The following is a 15,963-nucleotide window of genomic DNA, read 5'->3' as shown; positions in this document are numbered from 1 at the left end:
GACCGCCAAACTTTAAATACTCTTTAACTACCTTTAGCTTGAACTGCGTACTGTATTTGCTCATAAAACAAAACCCCCTTGGTTGGACTTGATGTCCAACTTTTGGGGGTCAGTTCACGAAGGTGGTTTTGATCTTCTTGGTGCACCGGCGTGGAACCTAATGACTCATACAAGTAGCGAAGTATTTAATACGTCTTATGAGCTTAGTAATAACTCAGCGGCTCAGTTTTACCCCAAAAGATTTTGTAGGAATAAATGGTGTACCCGATGATAGTTGGCAGCACAACGATAGCCCCCCAAAATATGACCCACAATGACTCCGTGGCTGAGGCCGCCTCCCAAATCGTCATTTTGTCTACAACGATGTAAGGGAACATGCTGTAGGCGATTCCTAGAAATGCTAAGACAAAGATGGCTACGCTTAGGGCAAAAGGAACCCAAACAGGGGCGGGCTTATTCTTCTGCATTTTTAACAAGTTCAAATCGATAAAGATAAAACAAGCCAAGGTCAGAACTGGAAACGGCAATAAGAAAAAGACATTGGGGAAGGTAAACCACTTTGCCGCAATCTCTGCACTAAAGAATGGTGTCGCTACAGAAATGATCCCAACGCCAAGCGCCGTTAATAAGAGGCATTTTCTTGCCCAGCCAACAGCCTTTAGCTGTAGCTCGCCAGACGTCTTCATGATCAGCCAACCGGCTCCCAATAAGGCATAACCGGCCGGCAAGCAAAGTGCCACGATAAAAGAAAATATCCAGCCCAAGTATCCAGAGTCAAAACCAATCACCTCTCTACCAACCATGACCCCTTGAGATGCCGCGGCCAAGAAGCTACCAAAAAAGAATAGAAAGTTCCACACTGCCTTCTGACTCAAATGGGCCTTTGCACGAAAGTCAAAAGATACGCCTCGTAAAATTAAACCAGCCAACATGATGCCTACAGGCAAATAGAGCTCAGTCAAAATAATGCCATGGGCCATGGGAAAGGCAATCAAGAGAACTCCGACTCCGAGCACTAACCAAGTTTCGTTAGCATCCCAAAAAGGACCGATTGATGAAATCATGATGTCTTTTTCTGATTCGCTTGCCTGATTCAATAAGATACCAACGCCCAAGTCGTATCCATCTAAGACAACATAAGCAACCATTGCAATGCCCATTGCAACCAAAAAGAAAAGGGGCAACCAACCAGATGGTTCATATAAATTAGGAATCATTCTTATACTCCTGCAATGTTGTTAATGAGGCCTGGTTTTTGCTCAGCAATAATATGTGCAGGATTAGCTTGTCTTGCTAAATAAAACACAACCCAAATATAAGAAACAATAAGTCCTAAATACAGCGCAAGGTACATCACGAGCGTACCCAAAACCATATTGGTAGGCACTTTAGTAACCGCATCAGCAGTCTTGAGTACCCCACTAACAAGGTAAGGTTGTCTGCCTATCTCGGTCACATACCAGCCGGCAACTACGCCAACCCAACCAGAAAAAGTCATCACACTGAGCCCCCTTAAGAGCCAAGCTGGCAATTCTTTATTTTTTCTTGTCAGATAGAACCCAACGAATGCGGTTAAGAGCATCAACATGCCGATGCCGACCATGATGCGAAAGGCAAAGAAGATGGGGGCGACTGGCGGGGTTGCGCCAGGGAAGGCACCTAAACCCTTCACTTCACCTGTAAATGAGTGTGTCAAATATAAAGATGCGAGCTTTGGAATAGCTATTTCGTATTTATTAGCTTTAATGGCTTCATCGGGTATTGCAAACAAAACGGCGGAGGCACCTTTGGTTGTTTCCCAAATTCCCTCCATTGCCGCTACCTTTGCAGGCTGATACTCGAGCGTATTTAGGCCATGAGAATCGCCAAGCACAATTTGTAACGGAGCTAACACTACCGCCATGGTCATTGCCAACTTGATCAGCGCTCGATTGCCAGAAAGATTAATACCCTTCAAATATCGATAAGAGGAAATGCCTGCAATTAAGAACGTTACAGTCAAAAATGATGCTGTCATCATATGCAGAAGGCGATACGGCATAGAGGGATTAAAGACAATCTCAATCCAATTGGTTGCATGCGCTTGACCATTGATCATCTCAAACCCTTGTGGGGTTTGCATCCAAGAATCTAAAGCAATGATCCAAAATGCCGATAGTGATGTGCCGAAGGCAACTAAAAATGTGGCGATAGTGTGGGCTCTTTGAGAGACTCGTTTAGAGCCAAACAACATAATCCCTAAAAAAGTTGCCTCGAGGAAGAATGCTGATAAAACTTCGTAGCCAAGCAAAGGCCCTGCGATATTGCCTACCGTTTGCATATATCCAGGCCAGTTGGTTCCAAACTGAAAGCTCATAGTGATACCACTAACAACGCCAAGCGCAAAAGTTAAGGCAAATATCTTGACCCAGAATTGATAGGCCTCACTCCATACCGAGTCACCTGTTTTATTAAATTTAACCTTGAAATAGAAAAGTACCCATCCCAATGCAATCGATATCGTTGGGAAAAGAATATGAAAAGTCATATTCGAAGCAAATTGAATTCTGCTCAAAATAAACGTATCTACCATTTTGGGGCCTCTTATTTTTAATGTACTTTTATTATGCTCTTTACCTTCCTGGCTTGCTGAGGCTGATTTAATGGACTTACCCCAGCATCGCATGTCGCTTTAACGATATTGCCCAATATGAAAAACCACCCGAAGGTGGTTTTAGTGTCTCCTACAGCCTATAACAAGCGCAGCATGAAATTTAAGGCCTCAACTAACATCTACTAACAGGCTCCTGTATTGGCCTATATCCTTGATTACCAGTACTTAAAAGGCCTTTCAGCATCTACGTCATCGCCCAAAGCCCTCATACTCATATTGCAATGCGGACAGGTAAGACCATCCCACTCAGACAAATGATTGCTCGAGTGGCAACTAGTACAAGCTGGTGCCTTACTAATTTCAGTATTAATACTTCCTGGATGAGCCACTGTATAAGCATCAATTGTTGAACAAGATTTGCAAACCATCGCCACCCTAGAAGAGTGAAGACCAACCTCTCTGCCTATACTACTAATGCATTCAAACTTACAAGAGCGGCACACAAATTTATATCTAGCCATAAATCTATCTCGCTAATTCATTTTAGATTGAAGCGCTAATTTCTTCATGCGGGCATCTTGAATAAGCAATTGCCTTTCTTGATTGGCCACTCCAATAGTGATCTTTCTGGCAATAAGATCGGCATACACACCATCAATCTTTTTAAAGAAATCCTCGTAAACTGCAGTCTTTTCGGGGCCTAAGCCCTCCAAAGCAATGGGCCGACAGGAATTTGCCTCAGACAAATAACTCGTTAATGCCTTAGCCTGCTGATCAGTCAATTTATCTGCAGAACTAAATAGGGCATTTGCGTGAGGATTATTTCTGGTAACAGCGATAATCTGGGCATCCACCAACAATGCATCAGCACTTTGATTGCTTCGCATAATGCAATCATTAAGTCGCTTGGCTACAGAGCCTGCCTGATCTGGAGCCCTTGCCGTCATTGGCGGTGGCACTTTAGCAACTTGCACTGGATTATTTGGCGCAACCTTTGTCGCACACCCACTAAGGAGTGCAATTCCCATCAAACTTAATTTAAATATGTTTTTCATTGAGTAGTCCGTTAGTTATTGATAGACAAAATCAGCGCGGCGATTTTCTTTAAATGCCGCCTCTGTCTGAGCTGGGTTGGCTGGCTTTTCTCTTCCAAAGCTCACCGCCTCTAACTGAGATTCACTGACGCCCTGGGCAAGTAACGCTTTCTTAACGGCTTCTGATCGTTTTTGACCTAGAGCAAGGTTGTACTCGGTAGTTCCACGATCATCGGTATTTCCCTGGATGATCACAAAAGCTTTTTGCTTTTGAAATGCCTTTAAGTAAGAAGCATGCGCGGAGATTGTTGAAACATATTTTGGGTCTACGGTATAGCTATCAAACTCAAAATAGATTGAACGCTTGCCATAAACACTAGACTTCGGATCACTAATTGGATCGTAAGTAGAAGAACCTCCAGCGTTAACAGTGGTGACGCCATTGGCATCATCTAACTTAACGCTACTGCAAGCGGAAATAAATAAAACTAATAATGCCAATAGCACTATTTTTACAAATTTAAACATGATGAGGTTTCCCCAAACATGGCTACACCTTAGTAGCCAAATAGCAAAGAGGCACGCCGCTAAAGCATGCCCAACCTAAGAAAATTAGACTATAGCTTTGGGTGGTTTAAACGCTGAGTCGGGAAAGTTTTGCGTCAACAAAACTTCATTTGCCATGGCAAATTGATGCATGGTCATTGATGGAAGAAAAACAGCAATTCTAATCTCGCTAATATTTGCGGTTACATGGCTCATCAGATACATCGCATGAACCTGCTCTTTGTCATCGGCTGAATCAGAGCTGTTATGTGCTTGCTGTGAAGCTGAGGCATTGTTATAACTACCAGCAAGCTCTGCCCGCTCAATTGCAGACTGGATAAAAATACTTCCAGCTGCCACCTTAAATGCAATCAAGAAGAGGCATATCAATAGAACGAGTGTTTTACTACGAAGCATCATGGGCAAATTCTATACCTGATTACCAAATTTGTCGTTTTTAACAATGGCAACAAACTGGGCTAAGGATATTTAACCCTAATTTTGATCGCCTTTGGCCACTGAGCGCATGATTCTCAACAATTCAACATCATGGCTTGGAAGACCATCAAGTAGGCCAACTAGATGCGGAACATCCTTAGAAATTTGATCGCCCCCATAAAACCTTAAGGCCCAATTGGGAAACAATCTTTGGTCAATCTCATCGAGCTCAATTCGATGCAGAACCTTATGGCGATAGTCATTTTGAATTTTTTCCCAAATGAACAAAACATCCTTTCGCTTACCCTCAAGAATCTGGGCGAAATGGCCATTCTCGTAGAAAAGAGCACCGGTAAGCTCATGGTCTAAATTCCACCTTCGGGCAACATCAAATAGATGGACTAAGCTTGAAAGGCCCATGTCATGAGTTGCTTTGCTGATATAGCTCAGCTCAACCAATTGATTTGGATCGTCAGCACTCACTTATTCCCCCTGCCTCTAAAAATAAATATGAAAACTAAAGCCAGTTTGTTCTTTTGGTCACCAGGCTTAAATGGGCAATAACCCTATCGACCCCAAATAAAAAACCACCCGAGGGTGGTTTTGGTGTTTCTTGGAGGCCCGGGGCCGAATCTAACCACCAACACCAGGATTGTCAACACTCAAAATCGTTGTTTTTGACTGCTAAGACATTGGTTAGCCTCGACAAGACTCAAATGAATTAAGCGTCTAGATTCGGGACGCTCAAATTACAAAACCCGAAACTATCCAAGCTGCCATCAAAGCTCCACCAAAACAAAGGACATAGCTAATTAAAGGGCCCATAAATAGAAAATAGTTAGGGGGAACCTCTTGGTTAGATAGGCTTTTTAGAAAACGCTTATGTTGAATGGCGGATAACAGGGAAATAAATGTGCCAAGAAGAATCAACATCAACCCGATAAAAGCCGAAATACTTGAATGAATAGTACTAATCTGATTTGATAAGTTCAGGTATCGCATAAACAAACCAAATTTCTCCACAACAAAGCCCAGCGCAATATAGGCCAATGCGGATCTTTGCCATGCCAATAAAGTTCGCTCAGCCGCAAAATACACTCTCGGATCATCTAAATAAGACATTCTTCCCTCTGATATCTATTATTTTTAATCTCTACAGCTAAAAAGGAGCCTAGTATTACAGAGTTATTGAGGGGCAACGCCTATACTAAAAATGCATTCCGGCTATTGCTTTATTAAAAAGGCATCCATATCTAAGCGATGGGAATACTTTGGTATTTTCTTGTTAAATGTAATTCTAATCGGATCGATGATTCTTGTAGCCCATATCGACACTAGACTCAAAAGTTAATGAAAATTGGGATTAGGCCCAAAGCTGACAAAGCCAACATAAAAATAAGAGTTTGTAGTCTTGAGTTTTCTGATGAAAGGAAAAATGCATAAACTCCTTTAATTAAATTATTGCTGGCCGCCGCAATCAAAATGGCATTTGCCGCGATCACTAATGAGCCAGCCCCAGGAGAAGATTGAGTCATGCTCATGACAAATGGGTCGACATCAGTGAGCCCCATAATGCCAGCCAAGGTGTAAACCCCAGCCTGACCAAAATATCCTAAAGCAAAATGGGAGGCAATCACCATCACCACAAAGAGAAAACCAAAAAGAAATGCCGTGCCCAATTCCAGCGGATTTTTTACTTCGAGACTTTCACTAAGTGGCTCGAGTGATTTAGCAAGGCTGATTGACCAAAGATAACCAAATCCAGTTGCAAGTACAAATAAGCCAATAAACGGTATGGCTAATTGCCTCATGAGGTCTTGGTTGAATAGGCCCAATAAAATCACCAAACGAAGATACATGACACCTGAGGCAATTAAAATCGCACCAGTAAATACTCTAGGCTGACCTTGCGATTTGGATCGCTTTGATAGAACCACTGTGGTCACTGTAGAAGAATAGATGCCGCCCAAGATAGCGGACCATAAAATGCTATCCGATTTTTTATAAGTCTTTTGCAAGACATAGCTGGCGTAAGAAACCCCGCTAACCGCAACAACCATCAACCAGATCGTCAATGGATTAATCTGAAATGCCGTTAAAGCTTGATTTGGCAACAGCGGCAATATCACGGTAGATAACAATAAAAACTTAGTAAAAGCCAAAATATCATTGGGGCCTATTTTCTTAGCCGCCCCCTCTAAAAAGACTTTTAGACTTAATAACAGCATGGTAATTACGACCAAAGTAGTGGCAACCCACAAGAAATTCTTTTGAACTAATCCCCCCACCAAATAGGTAGCAAGAGCAGACATCTCAGAAGTCACGCCCGCATAACCCGAATCCTTGACCTTATGCCAATAGGCCAGCAATAAAAAGGCTCCAATGACGACAAAACCCATGACAAATGGCATGAGATCGCCACCTGAAATCAGCAAAATGGAATAGCCAATAATCCCAATTAAGGGATAAGTACGAACACCGCCAAAGGCAAAATGATCATCATTTAACTTGTGCTCCTCTCTTTCCAGCCCAATCAAGAAAGACAGAAATAGAACAAACAGTATTTGTGAGCCTTCTTTTGGAAGCCAACTAAAAATATCCATCTAAGCACTTTTTATCAAATATAGTGAGATAAGGTAATACACATGCCAAGGAAATCATATGGAGCAAGAATCTAGGAAACGATCTGTCAGTAAAGCTGTTACTTATCGAATCGTCGTTGTCATTATGGATTTTTCAGTAATTTACTTATTAACTGGAAAGATCATGATAGCGGTAGGATTCATGATTATTAGCAACATCTACACAACGATTGCATATTTTATTCATGAGCGTATTTGGAACAAGATCCAATGGGGCCTGCAACGAAAGGCTTGATTTTCATTTTCCGCGGATTAATAAAACCGGCTTGGTTGCTACCCGCACAATCGATTCAGCGACGCTACCTAATAAAAAATGGCTAAAACCTCTTCGCCCATGAGTGCCCACAACAATTAGATCGGCTGGCCATTTCTGAGCTTCTTTAGCAATAACATCTGAAATTCGTTGACTAGTTTGAGTAATCTTGATTAGCTTGGTCTCAGACTGAATTCCGGCGCTATCCATTTTTTTCTGGGCCGCCATCAGAATTTCTTTGCCTTCTTTTCGCATGGAATCAACTATCTCTTTAACTGTAAAGTATTCGCTCTCATCAGGGGTCATATGCAAGTCCACAGCATAAATTCCTCGCACTATAGATCCATTTTCTTTAGCTAAAATTATTGCCTCTTTCAATGCTAAATTAGCAGTATCGCTACCATCTAACGCAACTAGAATTTTCTTAAACATGATCTCTCCCTCGCCAATCTACTATGCTCTTTTTTAACCCTGATAAGTAAATTATTTGTCGTTTTGAACGACTTTGCAAGTGCCTGCCCCAGTCAAGCGTCGCTTAAATCGACGCTTGACTGACACGGAGATGGCAAATCTCCGATTCATAAAGGGTTCTTTAAAAAGATAGTTCTCGATGGGGATAACCTCACCTAATGGCATCTAGCCCGTCAAGCTGCAAAAGAAAATTGCCCAATAAGTGGACTATTCAGATTCTTGGTGGCCCGGGGCGGAATCGACCAGGGCCTAGGAGACAAATCTGCACCCAAATACATTGCATCAAGTGGCGCCTCTAATTTAGTCAATGCGTGCAGATATAGTGATGGCTATTTACAGGCCGCTGCTTCAATAGACTTGTATTGGATGGCTCTTTGTGCCATAGATTCGAATCGTCCCCGCATACTATTTTTTAAAAAGTATTCAATGATGGCTGAGGGGATAATTGAGTTAGGCTCAATTTGAGCATCATACTTAAAAACTGTTTTATCTTTTTCCTCTAGCAATTTCCAGGTCCCCTTGTAAAACCTATTATCGCCGCTGACCTGCTCAAAAGTTAGAGACTTATTTGGTAGCTCTGTATATTCCACTGTTGATTTCATCTCTATAGAGAAAAATAGAATTTGCTCTTCAATCACTCTGTATACGCGCACCTTATTTCCCACTCTTGAAATAACCCTTGCTTCAATTATTCCCGGGATATTCTTTGAGCCCTCATAGTCTGTAATAAATACATGGGCACTACAAATATTAATTGGCACGGAATAACTTGCTTGAGCATGAAAACGGCCATCAACCTGTGTCACGCTAACCCGAACATCAAAGGGATTGGAATTCTCTTGAGCAAAGCTCTGAGTGATAAAGAAGGCTAAGGCAAGTGTTAAAAACCATTTCATTAATAGATTTTAGGATCCTATTCATTTTGCTGTTTTAAACGGCACATTGGATGGATCAATGCGTCCTACAGAATACTTCTTCTGCAGTAAATCTTATAAAGTAATCCAAGGGATGGTCAAGCAGACACCAGAGGATGCGATAAGTAAGAAGTTTTTCTGCCTTCCAGCTTATAGCTAGTAATCGCCAAATCTCCACTTCTCATAGTTTTATATTTGCTCTTGCTGTGCGACCACATGAAAAAACCACCCGAAGGTGGTTTTGAGGTCTACTCCGGCCAATAAAAATCGGGGCGTAGAATTTAAGGTCCAGATAAGGAATCCTATTTAATAAGCTTGTTGTTGCTCATGGGCCCGATCTATGGAAGAGGCAACCCTCTCATTCGCCTTCGAATCAGCCAATACAGACGCGCTAACAGCTCCCGCAAAGAAGGCAATTGCTACTGCCATCAAAAATCCTAATTTATGCATGACTAATCTCCAATATGAATGTGCGCCTTTAGATTAAAGTGATCAATCACTTTTGGAAATACAACTTTAGCTCTAGTCACAAAGATGCAATAAAAAAACCACCCGAAGGTGATTTTGGTATTTCTTGGTCGCCCAGGGCGGAATCAACCAAGGCCGGGGATGTTTAATTCTATTTCCTGTTTGCCCCATAAGTTTTATTAAGGTAGTCGACTATGACTGCAACGTCCTCATCAGTAATGGGCGCCTTAAATACATTTTTCATCCTTAGAACTTGAGCATTCCAATAGCCAACCCCCGTATTGGGCGGTTGATATTCTGCATAGTGGGCAGAGTGGCAGGTAGAACATTTCTGTAAAGTCAGCTGATAGCCAGGCAAATCTGATGGTCGCCATAAAACTGTATCGGCTGGTAACTCAATCGTTTTAGCTTGTGCCATTTGTGCCAAAGCAAGAGCAGATAGAAGGAGGATAGCTTTTTTCATATTCTTCCCCTTAAACCGCTGTGACTTTTACAGTCTCAACAATATTTCGCATATAGCCAGCTGGCATCCAGCTTGCAGTCATTGGCTGAACTTGGCCGGCATGATTAAATGCTCTGACCCTTAAGTCCAATGTCCCTTTTTGTTTTGGCGTAAATTCAATGCGCCACTCTCTAAATGAGAAACGTCCAAGGTCTTGGCCTAATCTTGCCTCTGCCCAATTTTGTCCATTATCTTGAGAGAACAAAACTTTTTTGATGCCGTAGCCCGCATCAAAGGCAATGCCTCTTGCCTGAACTGATTTACCAACATTGACGACACTACTGTCTGTAAAGTTAGTAATGAAAGAGCGAATCGTAAATTGATTAATGGGGATGGTTTTTGAGGGTGCCGCTCCTGGCGCAACACAGTTGCAGTCATTATCAGGAATACGATAAGCAGGATTCATCCAATAGCCGTTGTATACATCATCGACCACTTTAATTTCACTAAGATGCTTAACCCAATACGTTCCGTAGTAGCCAGGAACAATTAACTTGATTGGATAACCATTTAAGAAGGGAATATCTGTTCCATTCATTTGATAGGCAACCATCACATTGCCATCCATGGCGTGATCAATATCTAGACCCTTTACAAAATCTGAATCGCTTGGAAGAATTGGCTGATCCAAGCCATTGAAAGTTACTTGCTTTGCTCCGCTACCGGGATTGGCCGCCTTCAAAATATCTTTTAAGGCAACGCCAACCCAAGCGGCATTACCCATCGCACCATTACCGAGTTGCCCACCATTAACTCTAGGTTCAAATAAGCCGCGGCTATTACCAGAGCATTGATTAACAGCAACAATCCGTTGAGATGGAAAGTTTTTCTTTAATGCCTCTAGAGAAATCTCTAAAGGCTTTTCTACATTACCGCCAACTTTTAATCTATAAGTATTGGGATCTATCGATGTTGGAATGCCGGCCATGTGATAACGCACAAAGAATTCATCGTTTGGCGTAATGACATGATTGTCGTAATACTGAAATGGGGTTTCTAATTGCGGCGGCCTAGAAGTCAGCACAATCATGGGCTTCTTTTCGGGAAACGCCATGAGTTCGCGTTCACCATAGGCCATAGGTAAATTTGTTTTCTCTGCGCCCATTGCCCAAGATGGCAACAATGAACTGGCTCCACCAGCCAATGCGGCTGTAATGACTTTCCGTCTATTGGTAAAGTTCTCTGAATTCATGGACGTCTCCTCCATAGTATTTTTGGTTCAAGTAAGAATAGCCACTTTTAAAGAGGCATGCGTTGGTGATTACCCTCATCGAGCATTAAAAATGACGCTTTAAATGATATTGCGAGCAACTGCCATTAATAAGCTATATGCTTAAATCGGCCCAGGGCTGTCAAATTAGTTTGCCCTTTTGAAGGACAGCTCTTGAATGCGATATCGGTGACTAATGGCGATTAGCCCTGCCAAGCCTTAAAAGAAAATAGCCCAACAAGTGGGCTATTGAGATTCTTGGTGGCCCGGGGCGGAATCGATCAGGGTCCAGGATGCCTGACTCTATTTCCAGCTTTTAGCCTGTTGAGATAGATGCTTCTTAAAGATTGTGGCTATTGGAGATAACTTTTTGCCTTTGGGACTCACAAGGTGCCAGCTTGATTCAATAGGAAATTCTTTACATTTCAATATGGCAACCTCTTCTTGGTCAGTCTTATCACCAAGAGAATGCTTGGATAGAACTGCGATACCGAGACCACCTATAACTGCCTGCTTTATTGCTTCGTTACTTCCAAGCTCTAACCTAACATTAGGTCTGTACTTCAGTCTTTTGAAGTGAGCATCCGTTGCCATTCTTGTGCCAGAGCCCTTTTCTCTAAAAATAAACTTTTCACTCTTAAGCGCACTGATATCAATATTCTTTTTTTTGGCAAAAGCATGATCTTTTGGGGCAACTAATAACAAAGGGTTGGGCATAAACACTTCATCTTCTATATCGAGATGAAGTGGTGGCTGGGACATGATGTAAAGATCATCCAAGTTTTCTTCCAATCTTTTCACTACACCATCACGATTGAGCACCTCTAGAGAAATATCGATTTGAGGATACTTCGCGCAAAAAGTTCCCAATATTCTGGGAATGAAATATTTAGCAGTACTTACCACTGCTACTTTTAACTTTCCTCGTGTTAACCCTTTGACGCTATTAACTTGCTGTTCGAAAGAATCCCACTCCCCAGAAATCGCACGAGCCGTCTTAGCCAACTCATGACCCATTTGCGTTAAATGTACTTTCCTGGCTACCACTTCGTAGAGAGGCACTCCAACAGCATCCGTAATTTCTTTTAAGCCCATAGAGGCCGTTGGTTGGGTAACATGAACCATGCGAGCGGCCGCGCTAACGCTCCCAGTCTCAGCAAGAGCCAGAAATAGTCTTAACTGCCTAAAAGTAATATTCATCAGCATTTACCTATATATAAACGTATTAATATCGATTTTACTTTACATATAAATTTCCCTAAGATCGCCTCAAAGGACAATTTATGAATATCTTGCTAGATCCCACCATCCTCTTTTTCATCTTCGGCATCTTTGCGGGCCTCGTGAAATCCAATTTAGAAATTCCACAGCCCATTTCTCGATTTCTTTCGCTATATCTACTGATGGCTCTGGGATTAAAAGGTGGATTTGCTTTAAACAAATCAGGCTTTACTCCTGAGATTGCTATTAGTCTTGGTCTGGCGATCACTTTAGCAATAGCCATTCCGCTATTGGGCTACAACTGTCTTAAATACAAACTAGATAAACTGGATGCCGCCGCGATTGCCGCTACTTACGGATCTATTAGTGCGGTTACTTTTATTACTACTACACAGGTCTTAGATCAAAGCGGTATTAGTTATGGCGGACACATGGCCGCGGCAATGGCCCTCATGGAGTCGCCCGCCATCATCATCGCCATCATTCTTGCCAACAGAATTCGTCAACAACGCTCAGGCAATGCCAGTGGCCACACTTCATTGGGCAAGATACTTCACGAATCGTTTACTGATGGTGGGCAACTACTCTTATTAGGAGCCTTAGTAGTAGGGCTCATTTCAGGTGATTCGGGTCACAAAGTCATGGCGCCCTTTTCGATTGATTTATTTAAGGGTTTATTAGCATTCTTCTTGCTCGATATGGGATTGCTTGCCGCTAAGAGTTTAGGGGAGCTCAAAGGCAAGCCTTCGGTGACTTTAGCTTATGCTTTCATCGCGCCGCCTACCCATGCGATGATTGCCTTGGGTTTATGCCATATATTTCATATCTCTCTGGGAGATACGATCCTTTTGATGATTTTGGCGGCAAGCGCTTCTTATATTGCGGTTCCAGCAGTATTGCGCCATGCAATGCCCGAGGTAAGTCCAGCCTTGTATATGGGCATGTCCCTTGGCATCACCTTCCCTTTAAATATTATCTTAGGCATTCCAATCTATAGCGCAGTAGCCAAATATTTTGTTTAAAAACATCCAAATAAAATGCCAACTCATCCAAAACCCTATTCTGGACTCAAGGCGAGTTTGCTAACTCAACATGGCAAAGAGTCGGTCATTTGTCCACAACTCCTTGACTCTAATGGCTTAGAAGTTGTCCATATCTCTGGGTATGACACAGACAAACTAGGTACCTTTACTAGAGATATTCTAAGATATGGCTCCCAACTAGATGCCGCCAGAAAAAAGGCTAGGGTTGGAATGGAATTATCAGATTCTATGCTTGGCATTGCCAGCGAAGGTGCTTTTGATAATGATCCCTATACGGGCATGCTTGCTTGGAATTACGAGTTAGTAGTTTTAATAGATGACATACGCAAACTTGAAGTTATTGGTTTTTTTGGCGGGCAAGCTCAAAGTACCAGCCGGCAAGTATCAAGTTGGGATGAATTAAATGCGCTTCTTTCAGAGGCACAATTTACTACCCATCAATTAGTCGTTCGACCTGATGATGAATATCACCCAGAGTGTCGTAAAGGAATCAAAGATCTTGAGTCTTTGAAAGAAGCGTTCGATTGGGCAACTAACCTTTCAAAAAAGGGAAATGTATTTGTAGAGAATGATTTAAGAGCACATACCAATCCCACGCGTATGTCTAACATATTGAAGGCTACACAAGATCTCTCAAGAAAGATGAATTCTGTATGCCCAGAGTGTGAGTCGCCTGGCTTCTGGATCACAGAAAGAAAGAAGGGCTTGCCATGCTCTAGCTGTGAAGCGCCAACAAATCTGCCAATAGCTAATGTATGGTCATGCGTAAAGTGTGCGTACAAAAAAGAAGAAATGTTGCTGGATCAAATCAAGGCGGATCCATCAAAGTGCAATTACTGTAATCCCTAAATATATTTGTCGTTTAAAACGACATCGACTGACGCAGGGATGAATAATTGACTTGTCCTTTTAAAGGGCATTTGATGACCCTGATATCCCAATCTAGAGCCAGAGTGGTGGCATCCTGATTGACGGATTGACTCTATGGAAAGTGACCGACTACGCTAATAGCAAGGTAGAGGCGCCATTGAGGACTTCTAATAAAAATAGCCCAACAAGTGGGCTATTGTGAATCTTGGTGGCCCGGGGCGGAATCGAACCAGGGCCGAGGATGCATAATGTCTTTAGAACTGCTCCTTAAAGTAGTCGGCAACAGCCTGCTGGAAGATGCTGTAACCCCTCTGATACATCATCATATGACCCGCATTAGGCACAACTACATATCGCTTATTGGCATTAGGCAATTGCTCAAAGAAGGGCATTAATTGCTTAGTATCAGCCACATCATCATATTGACCGTGAATGATCATGGTGGGCACAATAATTTGAGTTGGATTGAGCATTGGTAATTTAGTCACTAGGTCTAATTGTGGGCTAGTCGCAGTATTTACTTCAATCGCTGCGGCACTCTTAGCGTAGGCATCTACGGCTTCTGGGAAGTTATCTTCTTTGGGGGTCAGAGAATAAAAGCGGCCATGCCAACCAGCCTCAGGAATTTGAATGTAAACCTTATCTTGATATGTTTTTAGATTGGCTCTACGCTTGCCAATATCGATACTATCGATACCCATCTGCGCGTAAGAAACATATCGATCTACTTTTTCCGGATGGGCCATTACAAACAAACCGCCATACTGAGTCCCATAAGACCAGCCCAATAAGCCTACCTTGGGAATATTTCTAGATTTCATTACAAAATCAACGGTTGCGTTTAGATCGCTGGCGGCGTCCTCTGTAGTGAAATGTTGCTCTGGATGGGTAGATCTTCCAAAGCCTCTAATGTCCAAAGCAAATACATCGAAGCCTTGTTTGGCCAACACATCCATTAGGCTAATGTCTGGCTTACTTGGAACTCGCAAATCAAAGGATTCCTTGCCAGCTGTAGCAGAGCCGTGAGCTAAAACAATCACCGGTTTATTTTTTGGACTAACAGTAAATTTTTCCCAAACATATATCCTGATGTCTCCGTTTTGAACCCAGTGCTCAGCACTTTGTACGCTACCTGAATTATTTTTTTCTGCCATTACATTTGAAAAGTTGATAGCAAGCAATGCCGCAACTAGAACCTTGATTAGCCTCATTTTGTCTCCAATTTATTTTTATAAACTACAAAATCAGAATATCACGACAAAAGAATCGAAGTGGTGCTTCAAATGAAAAAACCGCCCGAAGGTGGCTTTAGTGGTTCTTGGTGGCCGGGGCGAAATCGAACCAGGGCCTAGGATTTCTTCCTATTGGCTTAACTTATGGGGTTTTCCAAAATGATCTTCCTTGGGATAAATCCAAACTGTCTTCACTGGCCCCATACCAATAATTTGCACTTGGGTATCAGCCGCCATGGCGCCATCAAAATGTATGCCGTTAGCCGGATGAAACATCAGACTACCTGCTGGCATTGGAATATTCTTTTTTGGATCCCACTCAGGACCCATACCTGCATACCAGACCCCGCTGATTACCGTAACAAATCGATCTTGATCGTGAGAATGGGGTGCACTCTGAATCGCTACCACTTCTATAGACACTTTCTAGCCTAATATTTAGTCTATTAGGAGGTGTGTAATGAGTACAAGAAGACGGTTTACTGAAGAGTTCAAGTTAGAGGCAGTCAAGCAAGTCGTTGAGCGA

20 protein-coding genes are annotated in these 15,963 nt (G+C 42.4%); 4 read left to right on the top strand and 16 right to left on the bottom strand.

Going from position 1 to position 15,963, the window contains the following annotated elements:
* Window positions 1-203: 203 nt before the first annotated feature.
* The 8 genes from cydB to ICN40_RS02870 form a co-directional block, all read right to left on the bottom strand.
* Window positions 204-1,217 carry a cytochrome d ubiquinol oxidase subunit II gene (cydB, locus tag ICN40_RS02905; protein WP_216242084.1) on the bottom strand — a complete coding sequence of 338 codons (1,014 nt, stop codon included), beginning with the start codon at window positions 1,215-1,217 and terminating at the stop codon, window positions 204-206.
* A gap of 2 nt (window positions 1,218-1,219) precedes the next feature.
* Complete coding sequence (locus ICN40_RS02900) at window positions 1,220-2,527, bottom strand: cytochrome ubiquinol oxidase subunit I (RefSeq protein WP_374222776.1); 1,308 nt, start codon at window positions 2,525-2,527, stop codon at window positions 1,220-1,222.
* A 599-nt stretch (window positions 2,528-3,126) separates the two neighbouring features.
* Window positions 3,127-3,648, bottom strand: a complete 522-nt coding sequence (locus ICN40_RS02895) for a hypothetical protein (RefSeq protein ID WP_216242080.1) — start codon at window positions 3,646-3,648, stop codon at window positions 3,127-3,129.
* 15 nt (window positions 3,649-3,663) lie between these two features.
* The gene (gene pal, locus ICN40_RS02890; RefSeq protein WP_216242079.1) at window positions 3,664-4,155 is read right to left on the bottom strand and encodes a peptidoglycan-associated lipoprotein Pal; all 492 of its coding nucleotides are present in this window, start codon (window positions 4,153-4,155) and stop codon (window positions 3,664-3,666) included.
* An 84-nt stretch (window positions 4,156-4,239) separates the two neighbouring features.
* Window positions 4,240-4,593, bottom strand: a complete 354-nt coding sequence (locus ICN40_RS02885; protein ID WP_216242077.1) for a hypothetical protein — start codon at window positions 4,591-4,593, stop codon at window positions 4,240-4,242.
* Between the two features lie 75 nt (window positions 4,594-4,668).
* On the bottom strand, window positions 4,669-5,094 hold the full coding sequence (locus ICN40_RS02880; protein ID WP_216242075.1) for a BLUF domain-containing protein: 426 nt from the start codon (window positions 5,092-5,094) through the stop codon (window positions 4,669-4,671).
* Between the two features lie 261 nt (window positions 5,095-5,355).
* Window positions 5,356-5,733, bottom strand: coding sequence for a YidH family protein (locus ICN40_RS02875; protein ID WP_216242072.1), 378 nt, complete (start codon window positions 5,731-5,733; stop codon window positions 5,356-5,358).
* Window positions 5,734-5,951: 218 nt separating this feature from the next.
* Window positions 5,952-7,214 (bottom strand): MgtC/SapB family protein, encoded by a 1,263-nt coding sequence (locus tag ICN40_RS02870; protein WP_216242071.1) that lies wholly within the window; start codon window positions 7,212-7,214, stop codon window positions 5,952-5,954.
* Window positions 7,215-7,272: 58 nt separating this feature from the next.
* Between ICN40_RS02870 and ICN40_RS11895 the strand changes: the two genes are divergently transcribed.
* Window positions 7,273-7,488 (top strand): DUF2061 domain-containing protein, encoded by a 216-nt coding sequence (locus ICN40_RS11895; protein ID WP_216242069.1) that lies wholly within the window; start codon window positions 7,273-7,275, stop codon window positions 7,486-7,488.
* A gap of 3 nt (window positions 7,489-7,491) precedes the next feature.
* On the opposite strand, the gene ICN40_RS02860 is transcribed toward ICN40_RS11895, so the two are convergent.
* The 6 genes from ICN40_RS02860 to ICN40_RS02835 all read right to left on the bottom strand — a co-directional run bounded on the left by ICN40_RS02860 (window position 7,492) and on the right by ICN40_RS02835 (window position 12,271).
* On the bottom strand, window positions 7,492-7,938 hold the full coding sequence (locus ICN40_RS02860) for a universal stress protein (protein ID WP_216242068.1): 447 nt from the start codon (window positions 7,936-7,938) through the stop codon (window positions 7,492-7,494).
* 368 nt (window positions 7,939-8,306) lie between these two features.
* Entirely contained in the window at window positions 8,307-8,873 is a 567-nt protein-coding gene (locus ICN40_RS02855) for an SRPBCC family protein (RefSeq protein ID WP_216242066.1), read from the bottom strand.
* A gap of 324 nt (window positions 8,874-9,197) precedes the next feature.
* Window positions 9,198-9,341 (bottom strand): hypothetical protein, encoded by a 144-nt coding sequence (locus ICN40_RS02850; RefSeq protein WP_216242064.1) that lies wholly within the window; start codon window positions 9,339-9,341, stop codon window positions 9,198-9,200.
* Window positions 9,342-9,510: 169 nt separating this feature from the next.
* The gene (locus ICN40_RS02845) at window positions 9,511-9,822 is read right to left on the bottom strand and encodes a cytochrome c, class I (RefSeq protein WP_216242062.1); all 312 of its coding nucleotides are present in this window, start codon (window positions 9,820-9,822) and stop codon (window positions 9,511-9,513) included.
* Between the two features lie 10 nt (window positions 9,823-9,832).
* The gene (locus tag ICN40_RS02840) at window positions 9,833-11,053 is read right to left on the bottom strand and encodes a molybdopterin-dependent oxidoreductase (RefSeq protein ID WP_216242060.1); all 1,221 of its coding nucleotides are present in this window, start codon (window positions 11,051-11,053) and stop codon (window positions 9,833-9,835) included.
* A gap of 321 nt (window positions 11,054-11,374) precedes the next feature.
* Window positions 11,375-12,271 (bottom strand): LysR family transcriptional regulator, encoded by an 897-nt coding sequence (locus tag ICN40_RS02835; RefSeq protein WP_216242058.1) that lies wholly within the window; start codon window positions 12,269-12,271, stop codon window positions 11,375-11,377.
* Window positions 12,272-12,354: 83 nt separating this feature from the next.
* On the opposite strand from ICN40_RS02835, the gene ICN40_RS02830 reads away from it, so the two are divergent.
* Window positions 12,355-13,314: a sodium-dependent bicarbonate transport family permease gene (locus ICN40_RS02830; protein WP_072584030.1), complete on the top strand. Its 960-nt coding sequence runs from the start codon at window positions 12,355-12,357 to the stop codon at window positions 13,312-13,314.
* Between the two features lie 15 nt (window positions 13,315-13,329).
* Window positions 13,330-14,184: a DUF6671 family protein gene (locus ICN40_RS02825; RefSeq protein ID WP_216242056.1), complete on the top strand. Its 855-nt coding sequence runs from the start codon at window positions 13,330-13,332 to the stop codon at window positions 14,182-14,184.
* Window positions 14,185-14,459: 275 nt separating this feature from the next.
* Here ICN40_RS02825 and ICN40_RS02820 read toward each other — a convergent pair whose 3' ends face one another.
* Both ICN40_RS02820 and ICN40_RS02815 read right to left on the bottom strand, forming a co-directional pair.
* Entirely contained in the window at window positions 14,460-15,416 is a 957-nt protein-coding gene (locus tag ICN40_RS02820; protein WP_215304057.1) for an alpha/beta fold hydrolase, read from the bottom strand.
* A gap of 150 nt (window positions 15,417-15,566) precedes the next feature.
* The gene (locus tag ICN40_RS02815) at window positions 15,567-15,860 is read right to left on the bottom strand and encodes a cupin domain-containing protein (RefSeq protein WP_216242054.1); all 294 of its coding nucleotides are present in this window, start codon (window positions 15,858-15,860) and stop codon (window positions 15,567-15,569) included.
* A 37-nt stretch (window positions 15,861-15,897) separates the two neighbouring features.
* Here ICN40_RS02815 and ICN40_RS11890 point away from each other — a divergent pair.
* A partial coding sequence (locus ICN40_RS11890) for a transposase (protein ID WP_223146579.1) occupies window positions 15,898-15,963 on the top strand: 66 nt, incomplete at its 3' end.

Origin of the sequence: Polynucleobacter sp. Fuers-14, from assembly GCF_018882045.1 — a bacterium.
Lineage (GTDB): Bacteria > Pseudomonadota > Gammaproteobacteria > Burkholderiales > Burkholderiaceae > Polynucleobacter.
The sequence above is the reverse complement of the archived record's forward strand: the minus strand, read 5'-3'. Positions and strand labels throughout refer to the sequence as shown.

Coding starts and splice junctions, on each gene's coding strand:
- cydB (WP_216242084.1), bottom strand. CDS start 1,217: ATGATTCCTAATTTATATGAACCATCTGGTTGGTTGCCCCTTTTCTTT.
- ICN40_RS02900 (WP_374222776.1), bottom strand. CDS start 2,527: ATGACTTTTCATATTCTTTTCCCAACGATATCGATTGCATTGGGATGG.
- ICN40_RS02895 (WP_216242080.1), bottom strand. CDS start 3,648: ATGAAAAACATATTTAAATTAAGTTTGATGGGAATTGCACTCCTTAGT.
- pal (WP_216242079.1), bottom strand. CDS start 4,155: ATGTTTAAATTTGTAAAAATAGTGCTATTGGCATTATTAGTTTTATTT.
- ICN40_RS02885 (WP_216242077.1), bottom strand. CDS start 4,593: ATGATGCTTCGTAGTAAAACACTCGTTCTATTGATATGCCTCTTCTTG.
- ICN40_RS02875 (WP_216242072.1), bottom strand. CDS start 5,733: ATGTCTTATTTAGATGATCCGAGAGTGTATTTTGCGGCTGAGCGAACT.
- ICN40_RS02870 (WP_216242071.1), bottom strand. CDS start 7,214: ATGGATATTTTTAGTTGGCTTCCAAAAGAAGGCTCACAAATACTGTTT.
- ICN40_RS11895 (WP_216242069.1), top strand. CDS start 7,273: ATGGAGCAAGAATCTAGGAAACGATCTGTCAGTAAAGCTGTTACTTAT.
- ICN40_RS02860 (WP_216242068.1), bottom strand. CDS start 7,938: ATGTTTAAGAAAATTCTAGTTGCGTTAGATGGTAGCGATACTGCTAAT.
- ICN40_RS02855 (WP_216242066.1), bottom strand. CDS start 8,873: ATGAAATGGTTTTTAACACTTGCCTTAGCCTTCTTTATCACTCAGAGC.
- ICN40_RS02850 (WP_216242064.1), bottom strand. CDS start 9,341: ATGCATAAATTAGGATTTTTGATGGCAGTAGCAATTGCCTTCTTTGCG.
- ICN40_RS02845 (WP_216242062.1), bottom strand. CDS start 9,822: ATGAAAAAAGCTATCCTCCTTCTATCTGCTCTTGCTTTGGCACAAATG.
- ICN40_RS02840 (WP_216242060.1), bottom strand. CDS start 11,053: ATGAATTCAGAGAACTTTACCAATAGACGGAAAGTCATTACAGCCGCA.
- ICN40_RS02835 (WP_216242058.1), bottom strand. CDS start 12,271: ATGAATATTACTTTTAGGCAGTTAAGACTATTTCTGGCTCTTGCTGAG.
- ICN40_RS02830 (WP_072584030.1), top strand. CDS start 12,355: ATGAATATCTTGCTAGATCCCACCATCCTCTTTTTCATCTTCGGCATC.
- ICN40_RS02825 (WP_216242056.1), top strand. CDS start 13,330: ATGCCAACTCATCCAAAACCCTATTCTGGACTCAAGGCGAGTTTGCTA.
- ICN40_RS02820 (WP_215304057.1), bottom strand. CDS start 15,416: ATGAGGCTAATCAAGGTTCTAGTTGCGGCATTGCTTGCTATCAACTTT.